The sequence below is a fragment of the Arthrobacter halodurans genome (assembly GCF_041877255.1).
GTDB classification, from domain to species: Bacteria; Actinomycetota; Actinomycetes; order Actinomycetales; family Micrococcaceae; genus Arthrobacter_N; species Arthrobacter_N halodurans.
In genome coordinates, this window is record NZ_JBHDLJ010000003.1 from 149,422 (window position 1) to 169,733 (window position 20,312).

General features: G+C 70.9%; 17 protein-coding genes. 6 read left to right on the plus strand and 11 right to left on the minus strand.

The window, feature by feature from the left end; genetic code table 11:
* Nucleotides 1-32: 32 nt before the first annotated feature.
* Nucleotides 33-1,190, minus strand: a complete 1,158-nt coding sequence (locus ACETWP_RS05185; RefSeq protein WP_373971151.1) for a 3-isopropylmalate dehydrogenase — start codon at nt 1,188-1,190, stop codon at nt 33-35.
* A 104-nt stretch (nt 1,191-1,294) separates the two neighbouring features.
* On the opposite strand from ACETWP_RS05185, the gene ACETWP_RS05190 reads away from it, so the two are divergent.
* Nucleotides 1,295-2,773 carry an aldehyde dehydrogenase family protein gene (locus tag ACETWP_RS05190; protein WP_373971152.1) on the plus strand — a complete coding sequence of 493 codons (1,479 nt, stop codon included), beginning with the start codon at nt 1,295-1,297 and terminating at the stop codon, nt 2,771-2,773.
* Nucleotides 2,774-2,868: 95 nt separating this feature from the next.
* Nucleotides 2,869-3,597, plus strand: coding sequence for an SDR family NAD(P)-dependent oxidoreductase (locus ACETWP_RS05195; protein ID WP_373971322.1), 729 nt, complete (start codon nt 2,869-2,871; stop codon nt 3,595-3,597).
* A 50-nt stretch (nt 3,598-3,647) separates the two neighbouring features.
* On the opposite strand, the gene ACETWP_RS05200 is transcribed toward ACETWP_RS05195, so the two are convergent.
* From ACETWP_RS05200 to ACETWP_RS05220, 5 genes are all read right to left on the minus strand, one after another.
* The gene (locus ACETWP_RS05200) at nt 3,648-5,039 is read right to left on the minus strand and encodes an amidase (RefSeq protein ID WP_373971153.1); all 1,392 of its coding nucleotides are present in this window, start codon (nt 5,037-5,039) and stop codon (nt 3,648-3,650) included.
* A 31-nt stretch (nt 5,040-5,070) separates the two neighbouring features.
* Nucleotides 5,071-6,855, minus strand: a complete 1,785-nt coding sequence (locus ACETWP_RS05205) for a dipeptide ABC transporter ATP-binding protein (RefSeq protein WP_373971154.1) — start codon at nt 6,853-6,855, stop codon at nt 5,071-5,073.
* Nucleotides 6,852-7,652, minus strand: a complete 801-nt coding sequence (locus ACETWP_RS05210) for an ABC transporter permease (RefSeq protein ID WP_373971155.1) — start codon at nt 7,650-7,652, stop codon at nt 6,852-6,854. Before ACETWP_RS05210 ends, ACETWP_RS05205 begins: the two co-directional genes overlap by 4 nt.
* 71 nt (nt 7,653-7,723) lie before the next feature.
* On the minus strand, nt 7,724-8,671 hold the full coding sequence (locus ACETWP_RS05215; RefSeq protein ID WP_373971156.1) for an ABC transporter permease: 948 nt from the start codon (nt 8,669-8,671) through the stop codon (nt 7,724-7,726).
* Between the two features lie 21 nt (nt 8,672-8,692).
* The gene (locus tag ACETWP_RS05220; RefSeq protein WP_373971157.1) at nt 8,693-10,225 is read right to left on the minus strand and encodes an ABC transporter substrate-binding protein; all 1,533 of its coding nucleotides are present in this window, start codon (nt 10,223-10,225) and stop codon (nt 8,693-8,695) included.
* Between the two features lie 206 nt (nt 10,226-10,431).
* Between ACETWP_RS05220 and ACETWP_RS05225 the strand changes: the two genes are divergently transcribed.
* The 4 genes from ACETWP_RS05225 (at nt 10,432) to ACETWP_RS05240 (ending at nt 15,469) form a co-directional block, all read left to right on the plus strand.
* Complete coding sequence (locus ACETWP_RS05225) at nt 10,432-11,181, plus strand: FadR/GntR family transcriptional regulator (protein ID WP_373971158.1); 750 nt, start codon at nt 10,432-10,434, stop codon at nt 11,179-11,181.
* Nucleotides 11,182-11,527: 346 nt separating this feature from the next.
* Nucleotides 11,528-12,478, plus strand: a complete 951-nt coding sequence (locus ACETWP_RS05230) for a VOC family protein (protein WP_373971159.1) — start codon at nt 11,528-11,530, stop codon at nt 12,476-12,478.
* Nucleotides 12,479-12,598: 120 nt separating this feature from the next.
* Entirely contained in the window at nt 12,599-13,951 is a 1,353-nt protein-coding gene (locus tag ACETWP_RS05235; RefSeq protein WP_373971160.1) for an MFS transporter, read from the plus strand.
* A gap of 39 nt (nt 13,952-13,990) precedes the next feature.
* Entirely contained in the window at nt 13,991-15,469 is a 1,479-nt protein-coding gene (locus ACETWP_RS05240; RefSeq protein WP_373971161.1) for an aldehyde dehydrogenase family protein, read from the plus strand.
* 133 nt (nt 15,470-15,602) lie between these two features.
* On the opposite strand, the gene ligM is transcribed toward ACETWP_RS05240, so the two are convergent.
* From ligM to ACETWP_RS05265, 5 genes are all read right to left on the minus strand, one after another.
* On the minus strand, nt 15,603-17,012 hold the full coding sequence (ligM, locus tag ACETWP_RS05245; protein ID WP_373971162.1) for a vanillate/3-O-methylgallate O-demethylase: 1,410 nt from the start codon (nt 17,010-17,012) through the stop codon (nt 15,603-15,605).
* 140 nt (nt 17,013-17,152) lie between these two features.
* Entirely contained in the window at nt 17,153-17,785 is a 633-nt protein-coding gene (locus tag ACETWP_RS05250; protein WP_373971163.1) for an RraA family protein, read from the minus strand.
* Nucleotides 17,782-18,504: a PIG-L deacetylase family protein gene (locus ACETWP_RS05255; RefSeq protein ID WP_373971164.1), complete on the minus strand. Its 723-nt coding sequence runs from the start codon at nt 18,502-18,504 to the stop codon at nt 17,782-17,784. Before ACETWP_RS05255 ends, ACETWP_RS05250 begins: the two co-directional genes overlap by 4 nt.
* Nucleotides 18,501-19,484: a DUF6282 family protein gene (locus tag ACETWP_RS05260; protein WP_373971165.1), complete on the minus strand. Its 984-nt coding sequence runs from the start codon at nt 19,482-19,484 to the stop codon at nt 18,501-18,503. The genes ACETWP_RS05255 and ACETWP_RS05260 overlap by 4 nt, the downstream gene beginning before the upstream one ends.
* An 89-nt stretch (nt 19,485-19,573) precedes the next feature.
* Nucleotides 19,574-20,266: a GntR family transcriptional regulator gene (locus tag ACETWP_RS05265; RefSeq protein WP_373971323.1), complete on the minus strand. Its 693-nt coding sequence runs from the start codon at nt 20,264-20,266 to the stop codon at nt 19,574-19,576.
* Between the last annotated feature and the right edge of the window lie 46 nt (nt 20,267-20,312).

Consider the following 20,312-nt stretch of genomic DNA (forward strand, 5'->3'; position numbering starts at 1 on the left):
CGGTTTCGACAGGCTCAACCAACTTCCGGAACTCAGCGCTCCGCGGCGGCCATCGCGTCCATGACCGACCGTCCCGCCAGCGGGGGAAGCGAACCGCTGGCGGCGCTCTCCAAGGCGTCGACGATGCGGCGTCCCACCTCGTCCGTGGATCCGCCCATGTCCGCGCCGCTGAGTCCGTCCATCTGCCCCAGGACGGCGACAACCGCGGTCTCCACGGCCTTCGCGGCGGCCGCTTCCCCGAGATGGGCCAGGCACATCGCGAGCGAGAGCACCGCCCCGGCCGGGTTCGCCAGGCCGCGGCCGGCGATGTCCGGGGCCGAGCCGTGGATCGCCTCGAACATGCTCGGCGCGCTCCCGTCGAGGTTGAGGTTCGCGCTCGCGGCCACGCCGAGTCCGCCCTGGATCACCGCGCCCAGGTCGGTGATGATGTCGCCGAAGAGGTTGTCCGTCACGACGACGTCGAAGCGTTCCGGCGACACGGGCAGGTGGAAGCACATGGCGTCCACGTGCACATAGTCCGTCTCGACGCCGGGGTACCGCGCCGCCACGGCGTCGAAGGTTTCCTGCCACAGTTTCCCGGCTTCCACCAGGATGTTGGTCTTATGGCACAGCGTGACCTTGTTCCGGCGCCCTGCGGCCAGCCTGAAGGCGTAGTCGACCACGCGTTCGACGCCGGCGCGCGTGTTGACGGACTCCTGCACCGCCACCGCGTTCGCCGTGCCGGCGTGCACCGTGGAGCCGCGCCCCACGTAGGCGCCTTCGGTGTTCTCGCGAACGATCACCAGATCGCAGCGCTCGGGTTCCAGGTCGGCGATCGGTGTCCTCACCCCCGGATACAGCCGAACGGGCCGCAGGTTCACCGCCTGGTCGAAGGCCTGGCGCATCGCCAGGATGAAGCCGCGTTCCAGGATCCCGGGCGCCACCGCCGGGTCGCCCATCGCCCCGAAGAGGATCGCGTCCTTCGCCTGGAGCTTCTCGCGAACCGCACCCTCGAAGAGCTCCCCCGTGGCCAGGTAGTGCCGCGCGCCGGCGGGGATCGTCTCGCGGGTGGTGGAGAAACCGAAGAGCCGTTCGGCCGCGTCCAGCACCCCGACGGCGCAGGCCGTGACCTCGGGGCCAATCCCGTCCCCGGGCACGATGCCCAGGGCATAGGTTCGCCGTTTCGACGCGGAGCCGTCGGGGATAGTCATGGTCATTGCCTCCACGATTGATTCGCTAGTAGTCTGCTTATATTACTGGTAAGACCACTCGTTCAACAGGGGCCCAAGGCAGCGCCCGGAACAGGAGAAGCCCGATGGGCAGCAGCTCCCCCTTTCCCGCCCACCTGGCCGAGACGCTGCCGGTCGGCGAATCGGGCGCCCCGTGCGTGGCCCAGTCGGATGTCTTCTTCCCCTATGACGGATCGGTCATTGGCCGGGCCCCCGTGGCCGACGCGGCCATGGCCCGCCGGGCCCTGGACGCCGCCGCCGCGGCGGCTCCCGCGGTGGCGGCGGCCAGCAGCGGAACGCGTCGCGCGGTCCTGACCGACATCCAGGCCGCCCTGGCCGAACGCTCCGCCGGCCTCCAGGAGCTCCTGGTGCTCGAGACCGGAAAGCCGGCCGTGGACTGCGCGGTCGAGGTGGCGCGCACGCTCACCACGTGGCAGGCCGCCGCGGACGAGGTCACCCGCATGACCGGGGAGACCGTCCCGCTGGACCTGCAGCCGCTGGGCACCGGCATGCTGGGCTACTTCACCCGACGCCCGGCCGGCGTCGTCGTGGGCATCGCGGGGTTCAACTACCCCGTCCTGCTGGCCAGCCACAAGATCGCGCCGGCCCTGGCCGCGGGCTGCCCGATCGTCCTCAAGCCCTCCCCCGACACCCCCCTGGCCACGCTGTGGATGGTCGACGTCATCCGCGACGTGCTGGCGGCGCACGGCCTGCCCCGCGCGGCGGTGCAGCTGGTCAACGGGGACACGGAGGTGGGCGAGGCGCTCGTCGACGATCCCCGCACGGCCGTCGTCTCCTTCACCGGCTCGGCCGCCGTCGGTCACCGGATCGCGCGCGCGGCGGCGCCGCGGAAGGCCGTGCTGGAGCTCGGCTCCAACACCGGGCTGATCGTGGACGCCGACGCGGACCTCGACGCCGCGGTCGACGCCGTGATCCGCGGCGCGTTCTACGCCAACGGCCAGGCATGCATCTCGGTGCAGCGGGTCGTCCTCGTGGAGGCCATCGCCGGCGAATTCGCCGAGAAACTCGCCGCCCGTCTCCCCGAAGTGGTCGTCGGGGACCCCCGCGACCCGGCCACCCGCGTGGCCCCGGTCATCAACGCCGCCTCCGCCGCGCGGATCAACGCCTGGGTCGACGAGGCGCTGGCCGACGGCGCGCGCGAGCTGGCCGGCGGGGTCCCCGGGGATCCGGCCGGACGGGAGGACGCGCTGGTGCGCCCGACGGTACTCACGGGCGTGTCGCGCCAGTCCCCGCTCTGGTGCGAGGAGATCTTCGGACCCGTTGTCTGCCTGGACACGGTCGCCGACATGGACGAGGCGATCGACCTGGTCAACGATTCCCGCTACGGGCTCCAGGCCGCGGTCTACACGCGATCGCTGGCCAACGCGTTCGCCGCCGTCAACCGCCTCGACGTGGGCGGGGTCGTCGTGAACGAGATCCCGGGCTTCAGGTCCGACATCATGCCCTACGGCGGCGTCAAGGACTCCGGCGTCGGCCGCGAAGGCCCCCGCTGGGCCATCGAGGAATTCACCGTCTCGCGCATGGCCATGATCCGCCCGGCCTGACCCGGCGCACGCAGAGCACCCAACCCCTGGAAAGGACCGCCGTGGACACCGGCATCGACTACAGCACACTGTTCCGCCTCGACGGACGCAAGATCATGGTCATCGGCGCCGGCAGCGGGATCGGCCGGGAATCGGCCCTGGCCCTGGCCGCGCACGGCGCGGCCGTCGTGTGCGCGGACCGCAACGTCGACGCCGCCGCCGAGACCGCGCGGCTGGCCGGCTCCCTGGCCAGCGCCTATGGGCTCGACGTCACCGACGTCGAATCGGTCGCCGCAGCGGCCGCGGCGAACACCGACCTCGATTCCCTGGTCTTCACCGCCGCGACGAACGTGCGCAAGCGCATCGCGGACTACACCATGGAGGAGTTCGACCGGGTCGTGAACCTGAACCTGCGGGCCTCCTTCAGCCTGATCCGCGCGTTCGCCCCCGCGATGGCGGCGCGCGGCGGCGGCACGATCACGGGGTTCGCCTCGATCCGCGCCACGGTGGTGGAACCCGGCCAGGGGGTGTACGCCGCGACCAAGGCGGGCCTCGTGCAGCTCCTGAAGACCGCGGCCGCGGAGTTCGGCCCGCAGGGGGTGCGGGTGAACGCGATCGCCCCGGGCGTCGTCGAGACGCCGCTGACGGCCCAGATCAAGTCGGACCCCGAGTGGTACCAGGCCTACGCCAGCAAGAGCGCGCTCGGCCGGTGGTCGCGCCCCGAGGAGCTCGCCGGCGCCGTCGTCTACCTGTGCTCGGACGCCTCCAGCTTCGTCACGGGCTCGACGCTGACCGTGGACGGCGGCTGGACCGCCATCGACGGACGCTTCACGCCGCCGGCCTAGCGCGGGCGGCGTAGCCCGCTACGCCACCCGCGATACGTCCGGCGCGCCGGTTACGCCACCTGCGACCAGTCCGGCGCCGCGTCCCCGCGGACCGACTCGAACCATGCGGCGGCCGCCAGCACGCGGTCGTCCTCGCCGATCCGGCCCGCGATCTGCAGCCCGATCGTGCGCCCGTCGCCCGTGAACCCGCAGTTGACGGTCGCCGCCGGCTGACCCGACATGTTGTAGGGCACGGTGAAGGAGATGTGCGCCATCGGCAGGTCGGGGTCGTTGACCGGCATCGGGTCCTCCGCCGGGAAGGCCGCCATGGGCGCGACCGGCGACAGCACCAGGTCGAAGGGCTCGGTGGCGGCGCGCGTGGCCTCCTGCACCTCGGCGAAGCGGTGGAAGTGCCGCACGGTCTGGATCCCGTCGTAGTCCTTGCCCCCCGCGCACCAGCGCGCGATGTACGGCAGCACGAGGGCCCGCGCCGCCTCGTCGAGGGCGCTGTAGTCGGCCCACGAGCGGGTGCGCCAGAAGGCGTCGATGCCCGCCAGCTGCTCCGCGGTCATGAACGGGGCCAGGGGAACGACGGCGGCGCCCCCCTGGGCGAAGAGTCCGGCGGCCCGCTCGACGGCCGCGGCCACCTCCGGATCCACCGGGGCGCCGGAACCGGCGTCGAGCTGCAGGCCGACGCGCAGCCCCGCGGGGTCGGCCGGTCCGGAGAACCAGTCCATGGCCGGATAGGGGCGGGCGGTGTAGTCGCGGGCGTCCGGACGGGCGATGACGCTCATCAGGAGCGCGGCGTCGGCGACCGAGCGCGCCAGCGGGCCGGCGGCGCGCCCCGTGTACGGGGCGTGCAGCGGCACGAGCCCCACGCTGGGCTTGAGGGTGGCCAGGCCGGCCCACGTGCCGGGCAGGCGGATGGATCCGCCGATGTCCGTCCCCACGTGGAGCGGTCCGTAGCCCGCGGCGGCGGCGGCACCGGCGCCCGCGCTCGATCCGCCGGTCGTGAGCCTGGGGTCCCAGGCGTTGCGCGTGATGCCGTGCAGCGAGGAGACGCCGGACGAGAGCATGCCCCAGTCGGGCATCGTCGTGGAGCCGAGGATGACCATTCCCGCCTCCAGCAAGCGGTCCGTGACCGGCGCGTTGGAGGCCGCGACGGGCGGGTTCGGCACCGCGGTTCCGGAGGGGACGGGTATGCCGGCGCGGGGGATGTTCTCCTTCACCGTGACCGGAATCCCGTCGCACGGCGAGAGCTGCGTGCCGGACGCCCAGCGCTGGGCGGAGGCCTCGGCGTCGCGGCGCACCTGCTCCGGGTCGTGGTGGTAGAGCGCGTTGAGCACGGGTTCGCGCTCGGCGATCCTCGCAAGCGCCGTCTCGGCGACTTCGCGCGGGTCGAGCCCGTGGCCGAAGCGCTCGGCCAGGGCCGCCGCGGGAAGGTCAAGCGTCTGCTTGGTCATGGGAACTCCTTCGTGCGCCCTGCGGCGCGGGTCATTCTGGCCGGTTGGCGACCAATTCCTTGGCGAGAACCTCCGTGCGCAGGTTCAGCGAACTGGCGACGAGCTTCTGGGTGTACGGGTGCTGCGGGTCGGCGTAGACGCTTTCCGTGTCGCCCTCCTCCACGATCTCGCCGCTGCGCATGACGACGACGCGGTCGCACAGGTGCCGGACGACGGCGAGGTCGTGTGAGACGAACACCAGGGTCAGCTGGTACTGCTCGACGAGGTCGGCCAGGAGATTGAGCACCTGAGCGCGCACCGAGACGTCCAGCGCGGAGACGGGCTCGTCGGCGACCAGGACGCGGGGACGGCAGATGAGCGCACGGGCGATCGAGATGCGCTGCCGCTGCCCGCCCGAGAACTGGTGGGGGTACCGTTCCAGGGTCTCCGCGCCCAACCCCACGGCCTCCAGCATCTCGACCGCCATCTGCCGGCGCTGCGCCGCGGTCTCCCTGCGGCCCGGCACCAGGAGGGGCTCGGTCACGATGTCCAGGACCTTCATGCGCGGATCCAGCGAACCCATCGGGTCCTGGAACACGATCTGCAGTTCCTGGCGCAGCTGGACGAGATCGGCCTCGCGCGCCCCGGCGACCTCGTTGCCGGCCACGACCACGGACCCGTCCGTCGGCCGGTCCAGGCCCGCAAGGATCCGCAGCAGCGTCGTCTTGCCGGACCCCGACTCCCCGACGACGCCCAGGCGTCCGCCGGCCGGGACCTCGAAGGTCACGTCCTTGAGCGCGTGCACCTCGGTGGGCTTGCCGAAGAGCGATGCCCGGCCGCGCGTGTAGGTCCGGTCCAGGTTGCGCACGCTGATGACGGCCGGTCCCGTGTTCTCCGGCGGCGCCGCGGCCGCGGTCGCCGCGTCGGCGGCGGCCCGTTCGCGGGCCTCCTCGACCGTCGGGGGGATGTACGCGGCCGAGGAGGCGACGGTGAAGAGCCTGCCCTCGCGGTCCGTGGCCTCCAGGTCGCTCGCGGCCAGGAGCCCGCGGGTGTAGGCGTGCTGCGGCCGGGAGAAGATGTCCTCGGTGGACCCCTCCTCGACGATGCGCCCGTGGTTCATCACCAGGACGCGCGTGCACATGTTGGCCACGACGGCCAGATCGTGCGTGATGAACAGGAGCCCGGTGCCGCGCAGGATCACCGACTCCAGGACGAGGTCCAGGACCTGGCGCTGAACGGTGACGTCGAGGGCCGTGGTCGGCTCGTCACAGAGCAGCAGGGACGGATCGTTCGCGAGCGCCATGGCCAGCATCACGCGCTGGCGCTGCCCGCCGGACAGCTGGTGGGGGTAGGCGCGCGCGGCCTCGGCGGGATCCGGCAGCTTCACGGAGGCCAGCATGGCGACGGCCTTCGCGTGCGCCTCGCGGCGCGAGGCGACCGTCTTGTGCTGCAGCATGATCTCCGCAACCTGGGCGCCGGCGCGCATGAGCGGGTTCAGCGCGGTCAGCGGCTCCTGGAAGACCATGGCCATGTCCCGGCCCCGGATCTTCCGCAGCGTCGCATCCGGCGCGCCGATGAAGTTCGCGTCGTGCCCGGCGAGCGTCACCGACCCGGTGGCCTCCAGCCCCTCGGGCAACAGGCCCATGACCGCCGTGCTGGTCAGCGACTTGCCGGAACCGGATTCACCGATCAGTCCGATCCGCTCGCCCTTGGCCATCGCGAAGTTCACGTCCTCGACCAGGGTGAATCCACGGGTGCCGATGCTCAGATTCTCGACGCTGAGCAGGTTCTCGCCACTCGGCGGGTTTTCGCCGGGGGCGCTCGATGGCGTGCTCATCGGCCTTCTCCATTCAGTTTCGGGTCGAACCGGTCGCGCAGGCCGTCGCCCAGCATGTTGAAGCCCATGACGGCGACGGCGATGGCCAGGCCGGGCCAGACGGCCAGCATGGGGTGCGTGCCCCAGAACTCCTGCGAGGTCTGCAGCATGCGTCCCCAGGAGGGGATCGGCGGCGGGGTGCCGAGGCCGAGGAACGAGAGCGCCGCCTCGGCCAGGACGGCCAGGCCGAACGTCACGGAGCACTGGACGACCACCATCCCGACGATGTTGGGCATGACGTGGCGCAGCGCGATGCGCAGCCCGGGCTGCGAGGAGGCGCGCGCCGCCTGCACGTATTCGGTGCTCATCACCTGCAGGGTGCCGGAGCGCGCCACCCGGGCGAACCCGGGAATCGAGCCGATGCCGATGGCCACCATGGCGGTCACGGTGCTGGCGCCGAACACGGCCGAGAAGACGATGGCCACCAGCAGCGCGGGGAACGCCAGCAGGACGTCGGCGAACCGCATGGTGACCTCTTCCGTGGCGCCGCGCTTCATCCCGGCCAGGATGCCCAGCGGGGTGCCGACCAGGAGGGCGATGGCGACGGCGACGATCCCGACGAGCAGCGTGATCTGAGCGCCGGCGAGGATCGCGGAGAACGTGTCGCGGCCGAACTTGTCCGTGCCCATGAGGTGCTCGGGGCTGGATCCCTGGAGCCGGTCGGCCGGCATCGCCTGGACCGGATCGAACGGCGTCCAGAACACGGACACGATGGCGGCCACGACCACCAGTCCCACCAGGACCGCGCCCGCGATCATGCTGCCGCCCCAGGGGCGTCGTTTCTTCGTCGGTATCGCTTGCGTGGACGTAGTCGTCACGAGCTTTCCCCCTAGGCCGATTTCCGGATACGCGGGTCAACGACCGTGTAGAGCACGTCGACGAATAGGTTGATGATCAAGGTGATGCCGACCAGCACCATGACGATCGACTGGACGGCGAGCATGTCCCGGTTGGCGACCGAGTCGAGCAGCATCGAGCCGAGGCCCGGGATCGCGAAGACCTTCTCGATCACCACGGCGCCGATGATCAGCGCGGCGAGCTGCACGGACGTGACGGTGATGACCGGGATCGCCGCGTTCCGCAGCCCGTGCTTGACCAGCGCCTTCATCGGAGACAGGCCCTTGGCGCGCGCGGTGCGCAGGTAGTCCTCGCTCATCACCTCCAGGACCGCGGACCGGACGTACCGCGTGAGGATGGCCGATTGGACGGATGCCAGGGCCACGACCGGGAGCGTGACGCGCGACAGGAAGTCGGCGAAGTCCCGTCCGGGCGGTGTCCAGCCGTTGGCCGGGAACCACCCCAGCCCCAGGGCGAAGACGACCACCAGCATGATGCCGGCCAGGAACCCGGGGATCGCGATCCCCAGCTGGCTGACGGCGCTGATGATGGCGCCGGAAGCGCGGCGGTGGCGCACCGCCGCCAGCGTTCCGAAGGGGATGGAGATGACCAGCGCCAGGAGCATCGCCAGCACGACCAGGATCAGCGACACCTGGACGCGGTCGGCGATGAGCGGGGAAATGTCGCTGCGGGTGACGTAGGAGATCCCGAAGTCGCCGAACGGCAGGCCCGCCGCCCATTCGAAGTACTGGACGATCAGCGGCCTGTCGGTGCCGAATTCCCGCTGCATCTGTGCCAGGAGCTCCGGCGTCGCATGCTCGCCGAGGGCGATCTTCGCCGGGTCGCCGGGCACGGCCCGCAGCAGCAGGAAGACCATGACCGTCGCGACGACGAAGGTCACGACGAACCTGAGCACGTTGTTAAGGATTCTGGGAATCATGCGGGCGGTCCTCCCGTGCGCCTATTGCCAGCCGATGTCGGTCAGGTCCAGGGCTTCCGTCACGGAGTTCTCCGGGATGCCGGTCACGCCGGCCTTCGCGACGACGACGTTCGGGAAGATGAAGAGCGTGTCGGCCCCGGCCTCGTCGACGATGGTGCGCACGACCTCCTGCATCCCCTCCACGTAGCCGTCCTCGTCGGCGCGGTCGGCCTCGGCGGCCAGCGGTGCGATGGCCTCGTTGTCGAATCCCAGGTAGTAGTCGGGGTTGTTGAACATGGTCAGCACGTCGCGGGCCTCCACGGCCAGCACCACGGACATCTGGTAGTCGTGCTGCGTGAACACCTTGTCCAGCCAGACCGCCGGGAACTCCGCGGTTTCGATCGTCGCGTTGATGCCCACGTCGCTCAGCTGCGAAACGACGATCTCCGAGATGGCCGAGGCGTAGGGGCGCGTGGGGACGGTGAAGGTGATGTCGAGGTTCTCGACGCCGGCCTCCTTCAGGAGGGACTTCGCCTTCTCCGGATCGTACGGGTACACGCCGTTGAGGTCCTCGTAGTACGGGTCGGTCGGCGGGACCGGTCCTCCGACCACGGTGCCCAGGCCGTTCCAGGCCGTGTCGACGACGGCCTGGCGGTCGATGGCGTGCATGACCGCCTGGCGAACCCGCACGTCGTCGAAGGGTGCGGCCTTGTTGTTCATCGAGAGGACGATCTCGCCGTTCGACGTGCCCTCGAGCACCTGGAACGCGTCGTCGGACTGGAAGGAGTTGACCAGCTCGGGAGCCTGCATGTTGTAGACGACGTCCACGTCGCCGGAGCGGAGCGCGTTGGTGGTCGCCACGGCGTCGCCGAAGTACCGCAGCGTCGCGTTCTGCACCTTCGGGGCCGTGCCCCAGTAGTCGTCGCGCGCCGCGAACTTGATGGAGTCGCCGCGGGTCCACGACTCGAGGCTGAACGGCCCGGTCCCGATCGCCTCGTTGGCCAGGTCCTCCACGCCGGAGGGGTCGAACATCGCTCCCACGAGCGTGGTCATGTTGAACAGCCAGGCGTTGGACGGCTGCTTGAGGGACACCGTGACGGACGTGGGTGATTCCACCGTGACCTTGTCGACGATGTCCATCTTGGCCTTCATGCCGGAGACCCACGCATCGGACTGGACGCGTTCGATCGAGAACTTGACGTCCTCGGCGTCGAAGGCCTCGCCGTTGGAGAACGTCACGCCCTCGCGCAGCTTGAACGTGTAGTCCTTGCGGTCCTCGGACTGCTCCCAGGACTCCGCGAGCAGCGGCTGGATCTCGCCCTCCTGGTCGACCTCCACGAGTCCCTCGTAGACATTCGACATCAGGGCCTGCGGAATCGCGGCGCCGGCCGTCGTCGTGAAGTCGAGGTTCACCGGCTCGCCGGTGAGGGCCACGACGATGTCGGTCTGGGCCTCGCCCTCGGCGGCGCCGGGCTCCGCTCCCGCGCCGGCGTTGCAGCCGGCAAGCGCCAGCGCGGCGGCCGCGGCGAGTGCCGGGACAGTCAGTTTCTTCTTGCTGAGGCTTCCCAGTGGCATGTCCGGTCCTTTGCTCGTACGAAGTCCAAGTGCTGCATTGTCGGGGTTTCCGTTCACATGCCGGCCACCGCTCGTCCCATTGTGATTCATGCGACAGCAAAAGGCGAGCATATTTCTACCAAGTGGGATGGTAAGACCAGTGCACCGAATTGCGGGCGCGTATGCTGTGGGCTAAAGCCGCATCAGCCCCATCCCGAGGGAGCACCTTGACGACTCAGTTCACCCCGGCCGTCCCGGTCCGCACCTACGAGCGGGTCGTGGAGCAGATCGAGTCCGCCATCACCTCCGGCACCGTGCGGCCCGGCGAACACCTGCCCTCCGAACGCGAACTCATGGTCCAATTCTCGGTGTCCCGCCCCACCATCCGCGAGGCGCTGCGTGTCCTGCAGTCCATGGGACTCGTCGAGTCCAAGCCGGGCGGGCGCGGCGGGCCCAAGGTCCTGGAGCCCTCGCCGGCCTCCCTGACGCGCTCGTTCGCCACCATGGTGCGGCTCGACTCGCTGTCGATGACCGAGCTGGTCCAGTTCCGGCTGGTCCTCGATTCCTCCGCCTGCCGCCTGGCCTCCACGCTGCACACCGCCGAGCAGCTGGAACAGATGCGCTCCTGCGTGGAACGCATGGAGGCCGAGGTCGGCAAGGACGCGGAGGCCTTCGCGCGCGCCGATATGGACTTCCACCTGACGGTGTGGGAGGCCAGCGGCAACGCCCTCCTGGCCATGTGCGGGCGGGCCGTGGCCGGGGCCATTCTGGAACTGATCACCAGGCAACTCAAGGACTCCGGCGCCACCGAGCGCACCGAGGCCGAATCGGCCGCGCTGGACCGCGGGATCTTCGAAGCCATCGCCGCCGGGGAAGCCGCCGAGGCGGGCCGACGAGCGCGTCAGGCGATCTACGACCGCTACGCCTCGATCCTGCCGCCGTCCGACGGCCCGGGGCTCGACGCGTTGATGGGCTAACCCTCCGGCAGGTCGAGACCCCGCTCGTTGGTCGAGCTGGTCGAGACCCGGTTTCGACAGGCTCAACCACCTAATGCCGGTCGAGCTGGTCGAGACCCGCGCCGATCCGCTGGTCGAGCTTGTCGAGACCCGGTTTCGGCAGGCTCGGTTTCGACAGGCTCAACCACCTACTGCTGGTCGAGCTTGTCGAGACCCGGTTTCGACAAGCTCGGTTTCGACAAGCTCGGTTTCGACAAGCTCAACTCGCCTCCCCGCTCGACGAGCCCAATCCCCTCTAGTGACCCGATCCGGGCATTGTCTATGATTTGGTTAGCAATCGAGCTACCTATCTCGACGAGGAGTCACCATGACCGAGCACCCGCGCGACATCGCCCACCTCTCCACCATCGAGCTCTTCACACCGGTGCCGGAAAAGACGCTTTGGTTCTTCACGGAGCTGCTGGCCATGCGGGAGGTGGGGCGCACCGGCGACTCCGTCTACGTCCACTCCTGGGACGACTATGAGCCCTACACGCTGAAGATCACCGCGCGCGAGAAGGCCGGCGTCGGCCGCGTGGCCTTCCGCGCCGCCAGCGAGGAGGCGCTGCAGCGCCGCGTCGCGGCCATCGAGGCCACCGGCCTGGGCGAGGGCTGGCGCGACGGCGAGCTCGGCCGCGGGCGCACCTACGCGTTCACGGACCCCGACGGCCATCCCATGGACCTCTACTACGACACCGCGTGGTTCGAGCCGGACCCCGACGCCAGGCCGGCCCTGAAGAACCAGGCGGACAGGTTCCCGGGGCGCGGCGTCAACGCCCGCCGGCTGGACCACGTCAACTACCTGGCCTCCGACATGGAGGGGATCGCCGCCTTCGCCCAGGAGACGCTCGGCGCCCGGACCACGGAGTACATCCGGCTGGACAGCGGGGACATCGCCGGGCACTGGTTCAACTTCACGAACAAGAGCTACGACCTGGTCTACTCGGCTGACCGGACCGGCAGCCGCGGCCGCCTGCACCACATCGCGCTGGCCACGGACACCCGGGAGGACATCCTCAAGGCGGCGGACATCTTCCTCGAGAACGGCATCCACATCGAGTCCGGCCCGCACAAGCACGCCATCCAGCAGACGTTCTTCCTCTACGTCTACGAGCCCGGCGGCAATCGGATCGAGTTCTGCAACCCCGGCGCGCGGCTCATCCTGGCGCCCGACTGGCGGCCCATCGAATGGTCGGAGGCCGAGCGCGCCAAGGGCCAGGCCTGGGGCATGAAGACCATCGAGACCTTCCACACGCACGGCACCCCGCCGGTGGACTAGGACCCGGTACGACGCCGGAGCCCACCAGCCCGCACCGCCCGCCAGATTGCCATCAAAGTTGTTGACAATCACCGGGGGCGGAGATACGTTGATCGCGATTCCTGCGGAAGGTGGTTTGCCATGGAGGCCTCGCCCGAATCCCCCGCGTCCCCCGGGGGCCGGATCCCGACCGCGGCGGAGCGCCGCAAGGTCCTCGGCGCCAGCTTCGTCGGCACCGCGATCGAATGGTACGACTTCTTCATCTACGGCGCGGCCGCGGCGCTGATCTTCGGCCCGCAGTTCTTCCCGACGGAGGATCCGCTCGCGGGGACGCTCGCGGCCTTCGCCACGTTCGCGGTGGGATTCATCGCCCGGCCCATCGGCGGACTCCTGACCGGGCACTTCGGCGACCGGCTGGGCCGCAAGAAGATGCTGCTCCTGACGATGCTCGTCATGGGCGGCGCCACGGTCGCGATCGGCCTGCTGCCGAACTACGCGGCGATCGGCTTCTGGGCGCCCCTGCTGCTGGTGGTCTTCCGGTTTCTGCAGGGCCTGGGCGTCGGCGGCGAGTGGGGAGGCGCCGTCCTCATGGCCGTCGAGTACGCACCCCGCCGGCAACGTGCCTTCTACGGCTCGTTCCCGCAGATGGGCCTGCCGGTCGGCATCATCGTCTCCAACCTCGTCTTCATCGCGGTCACCGCGACCCTCGCCCCCGACGCGTTCCGTTCCTGGGGCTGGCGGGTCCCGTTCCTGTTCTCGGCGGTGCTGATCGTCGTCGCGCTGTACCTGCGGCTGCGTGTGGAGGACTCGCCGGTCTTCGAAGCAGCACGGGACTCCGCCGCCGTCGAACGCTTCCCGCTGGGCACGCTGTTCCGGCGGCACTGGAAGCCGGTGGTCCTGGCCGGGCTCGCCTCCGTGGCCCCGCCCGCCATCGGCTACCTCTACTCCGTCTACATGCTCTCCTACGGCACCCGCGTGCTGGGGATCCCGCAGCCGACCATGCTCTGGCTCATCGTCGGGGGCGCCATCATCCACCTGGTCACCGTGCTGATGGGCGCGCTGCTGGCGGACCGGTACGCGCAGAAGCCGGTCTTCGCCGCGGGAGCCGCGGTGGTGGTGCTCTCCGCCTTCCCGTTCTTCTGGCTCGTCAACACCGGGAGCGGCGAGCTGATCCTGCTCGCCTTCGGGCTGGTGCTGCTGGGACAGTCGCTGATGGCCGGCCCGCAGGCCGCCCTCATCGCCGAGCTGTTCCCCACCAACGTGCGCTACTCCGGGACGTCCGTCGCCTACCAGATCGGGGCCATCGCCGGCGGCGGGTTCGCCCCGTTGATCGCCACCAGCCTCTACGCCCAGTACGGGTCCTCGACGCCGATCTCCGTCTACGTGATGGCGCTCGGCGCGCTGAGCCTCGGCGCCATCCTGATGCTGCGGGTCGGCGGCTACGACGCGTCCTCGGAAAGCACCGCCGCCGTCCCCGACGGCGCGCGGCGCTAAAGCCATGGGGTCCACCGCCATCCACCACAAGGAGCAGTCATGACCAAGCAAGCGCCCACCGACACCGCGACCACCACCGGCCTGTACTACGGCGGCGCGGACCACGACGCCGGGGAGACGTTCGACGTCCCGGACCCCTCCCGCGCCGGCGCGCTGGCCGGCCGGGCGGCGGCAGCCACCCGCGAGCAGGCGCTCGACGCCGTCACCGCGGCGCGGGAGGCGTTCCCCGCCTGGTCCGCCCGTCCCGCCGCCGAGCGGGCGGCGCTGCTCCGGGAAGCGGCCGCCGCGGTCCTGGCCTCCGTCGAGGAGGACGCGGCCGTGCTGTCCGCCGAGAACGGCAAGATCGTGCAGGAGTGCGCGATCGACCTCTTCGTCTTCGCCCACCGGGTCGGTCTCGCCTGCGACCTGGCCGCGCAGGTGGACGAGGCGACCGTTCTGGAGGGACCGCCCGTCGAGTCCACCGTCCGGTACCAGCCGCTGGGCGTGGTCAGCATCATCGTCCCGTTCAACTGGCCCGCCGCGATCCTCGGCGCCTCGCTCCCCTACGCCCTCGTTGCGGGGAACACCACGGTCGTCAAGCCGCCGCCCAGCGCCCCGCTGGCGACGGCGCGCATGGTGCGGCGCTTCGCGGAGAAGCTGCCGCCCGGCGTCGTGAACGTGGTCACCGGGCGCGACGCGGACATCGGCGAGGCGCTCGTGGACAACCCCGACGTCGACAAGGTCTGCTTCACCGGCAGCGTGGGCGGCGGCCGGCGCATCATGGGGATGGCCGCGCGGAACCTCACGCGCGTGACGCTCGAACTCGGCGGCAACGACCCGGCCGTGTTCCTGCCCGACGCCCCGATGGACGACGACTCTCTGGACAACATCTTCCACGGCGTCTTCGACACGACTGGCCAGATCTGCATGAACGCCAAGCGGATCTACGTCCACCGCTCCCGGCGCGACGAGCTCGTCGCGGGCCTTTCCGCGCGGCTGAAGAAGGTGGTCCTGGGCCGCGGCACCGACCCAGGCACCACGATGGGCCCGCTGAACTCCCCGGACCAGGCCCGCTACGTCGTGGACCTCATCGAGGAGGCCCGCGCGGCCGGCGCCGAGGTCCGCGAGTTCGGCGAGCTGCCCGACGGGGAGCTGGCGTCGGGGAACTTCGTGCGGCCCGCGCTGGTGCTCGATCCAGATCCGGCGCTGAGGATCGTCACAGAGGAGCAGTTCGGTCCGGCCATCCCGATCATCGCGTTCGACGACGTGGACGAGGCGGTGGAGGCGGCCAACGACACGTGGGCCGGGCTCTGCGCGTCCGTGTGGACCGCGGACCCCGCGACGGCGCACGCGGTGGGCTCGCGGCTCCGCGCCGGGTACGTCTTCCACAACACCCACGGCGCCGCGCACCTGGACCAACGCGCCCCGTTCGGCGGCGTGAAGTCCTCCGGGTTCGGCCGCGAGATGGGGCTCGAGGGCCTGCGCGAGTTCATGGACACGCACACCGTCGGCATCCTGCAGGAGCAGCCGCGGCACTAGGGACCGGGGAGCCCGCGCCCGCCGCCCCAAGCGGGCGGGCGCGGGTTCTCCTTTGCATCGCGCCCGCCCGAACCGGTCGGCGCCCCGGCGAGGACCGGGGCGCCCGAGGCGTTTCCCTCCGCGACCGGCCCGGTTAGACCGACCCCGCGTGGCGCCAGGCGCCCTCGTAGTTGTGCCGGACCTCGGAGGAGTACGGCACCGGGGACACCTCCACGCCGACGGCGAGCTGGCGGTGCGGCTCGACCGTGGTCTTGCGCGTGCCGCCGTCGGGCTCCCCCCAGACCACCCGCAGGCGGCGGCCGGCCTCGATGCCCGGGTCCACGACCGCAAGGGACAGCGCGCGGCGCTCGTTGGCGCTGTAGCCGGTGAACATGGACAGCCCCACGACCTTGCCGTCGTCGTCGATGACGGAGTCGAAGTTCGACGAGCCGTAGTTCGCGTTCGGGAGGTCGAAGAACTTGTACGGCAGGTTCGCGCGGTCGTACATCGACGCGTGGATCCGGGCCATGTCGGCGTCGTCCCAGGCCAGCGTGACCTTGTGCCGCTGCGCCGCCGGATCCATCGCCAGCAGCGCGTCGCGGCCGATGAAGTCGTGGTCGTCCTTGATGAAGCCGCCGTACCCCAGCGCGTGCGGCGTCGTGTAGTAGTCCTCGATGTTCGCGGAGGCGAAGCTTCCGGCCACGGCGTTGTTGGCCTCGTAGCTGTCGGTGCCCAGCCACTCGCGGTAGGGGCGCAGCTCCTCGCCGGAGTAGATCGCCGGGAGCGGCGACGGGATCCAGCCGGACTCCAGCGTGTTGGAGGAGTACGCGCGCGCCCCCACGGGCTCCAGGCCGAACTCGGCACCGGCCGCGAGGATCGTCTCCCGCACCCGGTCGTAGGACTCGTAGGGGCCCCACAGCTCCAGCCCGGGCGCGCCGGCCATGCCGTGCCGGAGCGTGCGCACGGTCTCGCCGCCGACGTCGAGGGTGGACATGTGGAAGAACCTCAGCTGGTCCACCGGGCCGCCGTTGACCTTCTCGATGACCTGCCAGGCGTTGGGCCCCTGGATCTGGAGCCGCCAGTACTTGCGGCTGACGGGCTTGCCCATGGGGCGGGACGGCGAGCGCCGGTCGACCTCCACCTCGACGTCGTAGCCCCCGGTCTCGGCGTGGAAGCGCAGCCAGTTGGCCGCCGGGGCGCGCCCCACGTACACGAACTCCTCCTCCGCCTCGCGGAACAGGATGCCGTCGCCGATCACGTGGCCCGACGGCGTCGTCGGGACGTATTGCTTGGCCCGGTTCACCGGGAAGTTGGCCACCGAGTTGATGGCGGTGTCGGAGATCAGCTTCAGCGCGCCGGGCCCCTTGAGGAACAGGTTGTCCATGTGGTGCGACTGGTCGAACAGGACGGCGGTCTCTCGCCAGGCGCGCACCTCCGTGCGCCAGTTGGTGAACTCCGACGCCACGACGGGGTAGATGTAGGCGCCGATCCGGGAGTTGCGGAGCAGGTCGACCGGCCCGCGCGGCGCGGCGTCCAGGATCTCCTGCAGGTTGCTCGGTTCCATGATGGTCCTTCCTTCGGTGGTGCGGGTTGGGTGGTGGAAGCGGGTCGGGCTATCGCTGGTCGAGCTGGTCGGCCTGCCGCTGGTCGAGCTTGTCGAGGCCCGGTTTCGACAGGCTCGGTTTCGACAAGCTCAACCACCTGTCAAGAGCCGATGTCCGCCCTCTGCTTGGCCTCGGCGTCGCGCTTGTCCTCGGCGGCGCGCGCGACGGCCGCCGCCTCCTCGAACGGGACCACCACGACGCCGTCGTCGTCCCCCACGACGATGTCGCCCGGCCGGACGACGACCGAGCCGACCGCCACCGGGACACCGAGCCGGGCGGGTCCGTTCCGGTACGGCCCCGCGGGGCTGAGCCCGCGCGCGAAGACGGGGAAGCCCATCGCCTCCAGGTCGCGGACGTCGCGCACCGCGCCGTCGATCACGAACCCGGCGCAGCCGCGGGCCGCCGCGCGGCCGGCGATCAGCTCCCCGATGAGCGCGCGGTTGGCGATCCCCTGCCCGTTGACCACCAGGACGTCCCCCGGCGCCAGCCGCGGGATGGCCTCGTGGATGCCGCGGTTGTCCCCGCCGGCGACGTAGACCGTGAACGCGCGGCCCGCCATCCGGGCCCCGCGCCACACCGGGTGGATGTCGCCGTCGACCACGTTGAGCCGCTCCATCGCGTCGCCAATGTTCGGGGTGGGCAGCGCGGCGAGGCGGCGCACCAGGTCCGCCGCGGCGTCGTCCTCGGGGGCGCCGGGCTCCGCCGGGACGACGGACTCCCCCGCGGCCGTCACAGCGACCCGACGACGTTCGGCACCAGCCGCATGAACGCCTCGGCCTGCCGGATGTCCTTGTTGGCCGTGACCTTGCGCGCGTGGTTGCCGCGGTGCTCGGCCCGCTCGGCGTAGTAGCCCTGCAGGTAGCGCTGCGCCCGCATCTCCGCCATGGCCGCCTTCTTCAGCTCGAAGACGTCGGTGATGTCCACGAACACGCTCGGCACGAACCCGCACAGCTCCGGCTGGTGCGGCTCGAACACCAGGAACTCCGACGGCGGGGCGGTCTTGAACCCGCTCTCGACGCCGGCGCCGGAGGTCATGAGCCGCGCCTTCTGGACCATCTGGTACGCGACGGGGTGGTCCGGGTTGAACGGATCCTTCTCCGGGTGCGTCAGGACCACCGTCGGGGCGAAGTCGCGCATCAGCTCGGCCAGGCGGGCCGTGTCCGCACCCGTGGGCTCCAGCGGATAGTCGCCGAGGTCGAACGCCCGGAAGCCCGCGCCGAGGATCTCCGCGGCCCGCGACGCCTCGCCGTGCCGGATCTCCTTGACCTTCTCCTCCGTCTGTCCCGGCTCCTTCCAGAGCTCGCCGGACTCCCCGCGCTCGCCATAGGTCAGCGCGACGACGAGCGCCTCGCCACCGCCCCGGACGAACTTGGCCACCGCGCCGGCGCTGCGCCAGACGAAGTCGGCACTATGCGCGCCGACCACCAGCAGCCGCTGGCCGGGGGCGCTCACGCCTTCCCCCCGACGACGGCGGGGCGCTTGGCCGCTTGGTGGGCCGGCGCGCCGTCGAGCGGCTCGGCGCCGGCCAGCCACCGGCTGTTGTGGACGGTCATGAGCCGGACCTCCTCCTCGGTGAAGCCGCGTCCGAGCAGCAGGTCCGCGGCGATGGCCATCCCGTCCTCGACGGGCGGGTTGAACGGCTGGCCCAGGTCGGAGCTGACCACCGAGTTCTCCGGGCCCGCGTCGCGGATGTGCCCGAACCACACGTCCCAGGCGACCTTCCCGGTGAGCGGCGTGGTGAGGCACCGCTCCAGCAGGGCCCCGCGGGCGGCCAGCTCCCGCTGCTGGTCCAGGACCATGCGCTGCGAGGTGAACTCCGGATGCGTGATGACCATCCGGCGCACCCCGGCGTCCGCGGCGTGCGGGATGAGGTTCGCGGACTCGTCGGCGTGCAGGTGGCCGGTCGCCAGCGTCATGTCGTGCTTCGCGACGACCTCCAGCACCTGGCGGGCCGGCGCCAGCAGGGCGCCTTCGGCGTCGAACAGGTCGACGGCGCGGGCCTCCATGCCGGCGTCCCGCAGGTCCTCCTGCAGTTGCGCCCACATCGGGGGCGCGGCGCCCTCGGGCTCCTCCGCCAGGCAGCTGCGCTGATTGGTGCTGTCCACGGTGGGCAGCCAGACGAATTGCGCGCCGCCGCGGGCCGCGATTTCCACCGCCACGGGGTTCAGGCCGCCGACAGAGGCGTTGAGGGTGATGGCTCCGAGCGCGTCGACGCCGGGCTGGAGCTTCCGCACGATCTCGGCGCGCTCGGCGGTCGGCACGTAGTGGGACTTGATGACGAAGCCCGCCATGCCCAGCTCGGCGAAGCGGGCGGCGAGCCCGACGTCGTCGATCCGGCGCTTCATCACGTCCGGGGCGATGTGGACGTGGACGTCGTACGCCCCGCGGACAAGGTCGCGTGCCCGCTCGGACGGTTGGGGGTGTTGCGCCATGGCACTCTCCTGATCTATTGCTAGTTAGATTGTTAGCAATATCTCAGGTGGGTGTCAACGGTGGAGGCGCGGACGCCACCGCGGCGCGCCTAGAGTGCGGCGCCGTCGTCCTCGGCGTCCGCCGCGGTGCCCGACGCGGCGCGGATGGCCCCGGCGACGCTCTCCAGGTGCCGGCGCATGGCCTCGGCGGCTTCGTCGGGATCGTGCCGGCAGACGGCGTCGATGATAGCCAGGTGCTCGGGGAGCGAGACCGCGGGCCGCCCGGGCTGCCGGGAGAGCCGGAACTGGTGGCTGATGACCTGGCCGTGCAGGCGGTCGATCATGGCCGCCGCCGTGTGCTGGCCGCTGATCTCGATGATGCGCGCGTGCAGGCGCTTGTTTCCCTGCGCGTAGGCGTCCCGGTCGCCGCGCAGGACGGCGTCCTCCATGCGCCGCGCGAGGCCGCGCAGTTCGTCGACGTCGCGGTCGCCGATGCGCTCGGCGGCCTTGCGCGCGCAGAGGGCCTCGAGCGCGGACCGCACCTCGGTGATCTCCACGGCCTCGTCGACCGACACCGCGCGCACGCGGGCGCCGCGGTTCTGGATCCGTTCGATCAGGCCCTCGACGGTCAGCTCGGACAGCGCGGCGCGGACGTTGCCGCGGCTGGACCCGTAGTCGTCGGCGAGGTCCGCCTCCACGAGCCGCTGGCGCGGAACCAGCTCGCCCTGGACGATCGCCTCGCGGATGCGGTCGGCGACCTCGCGCGCCGACGCCACGCGCGCGGTGGACTGGTCCGGGCTCATGGGACTCACCGCCGTCCTCTCGGGTGGAGATTGCTAACAATTGCCC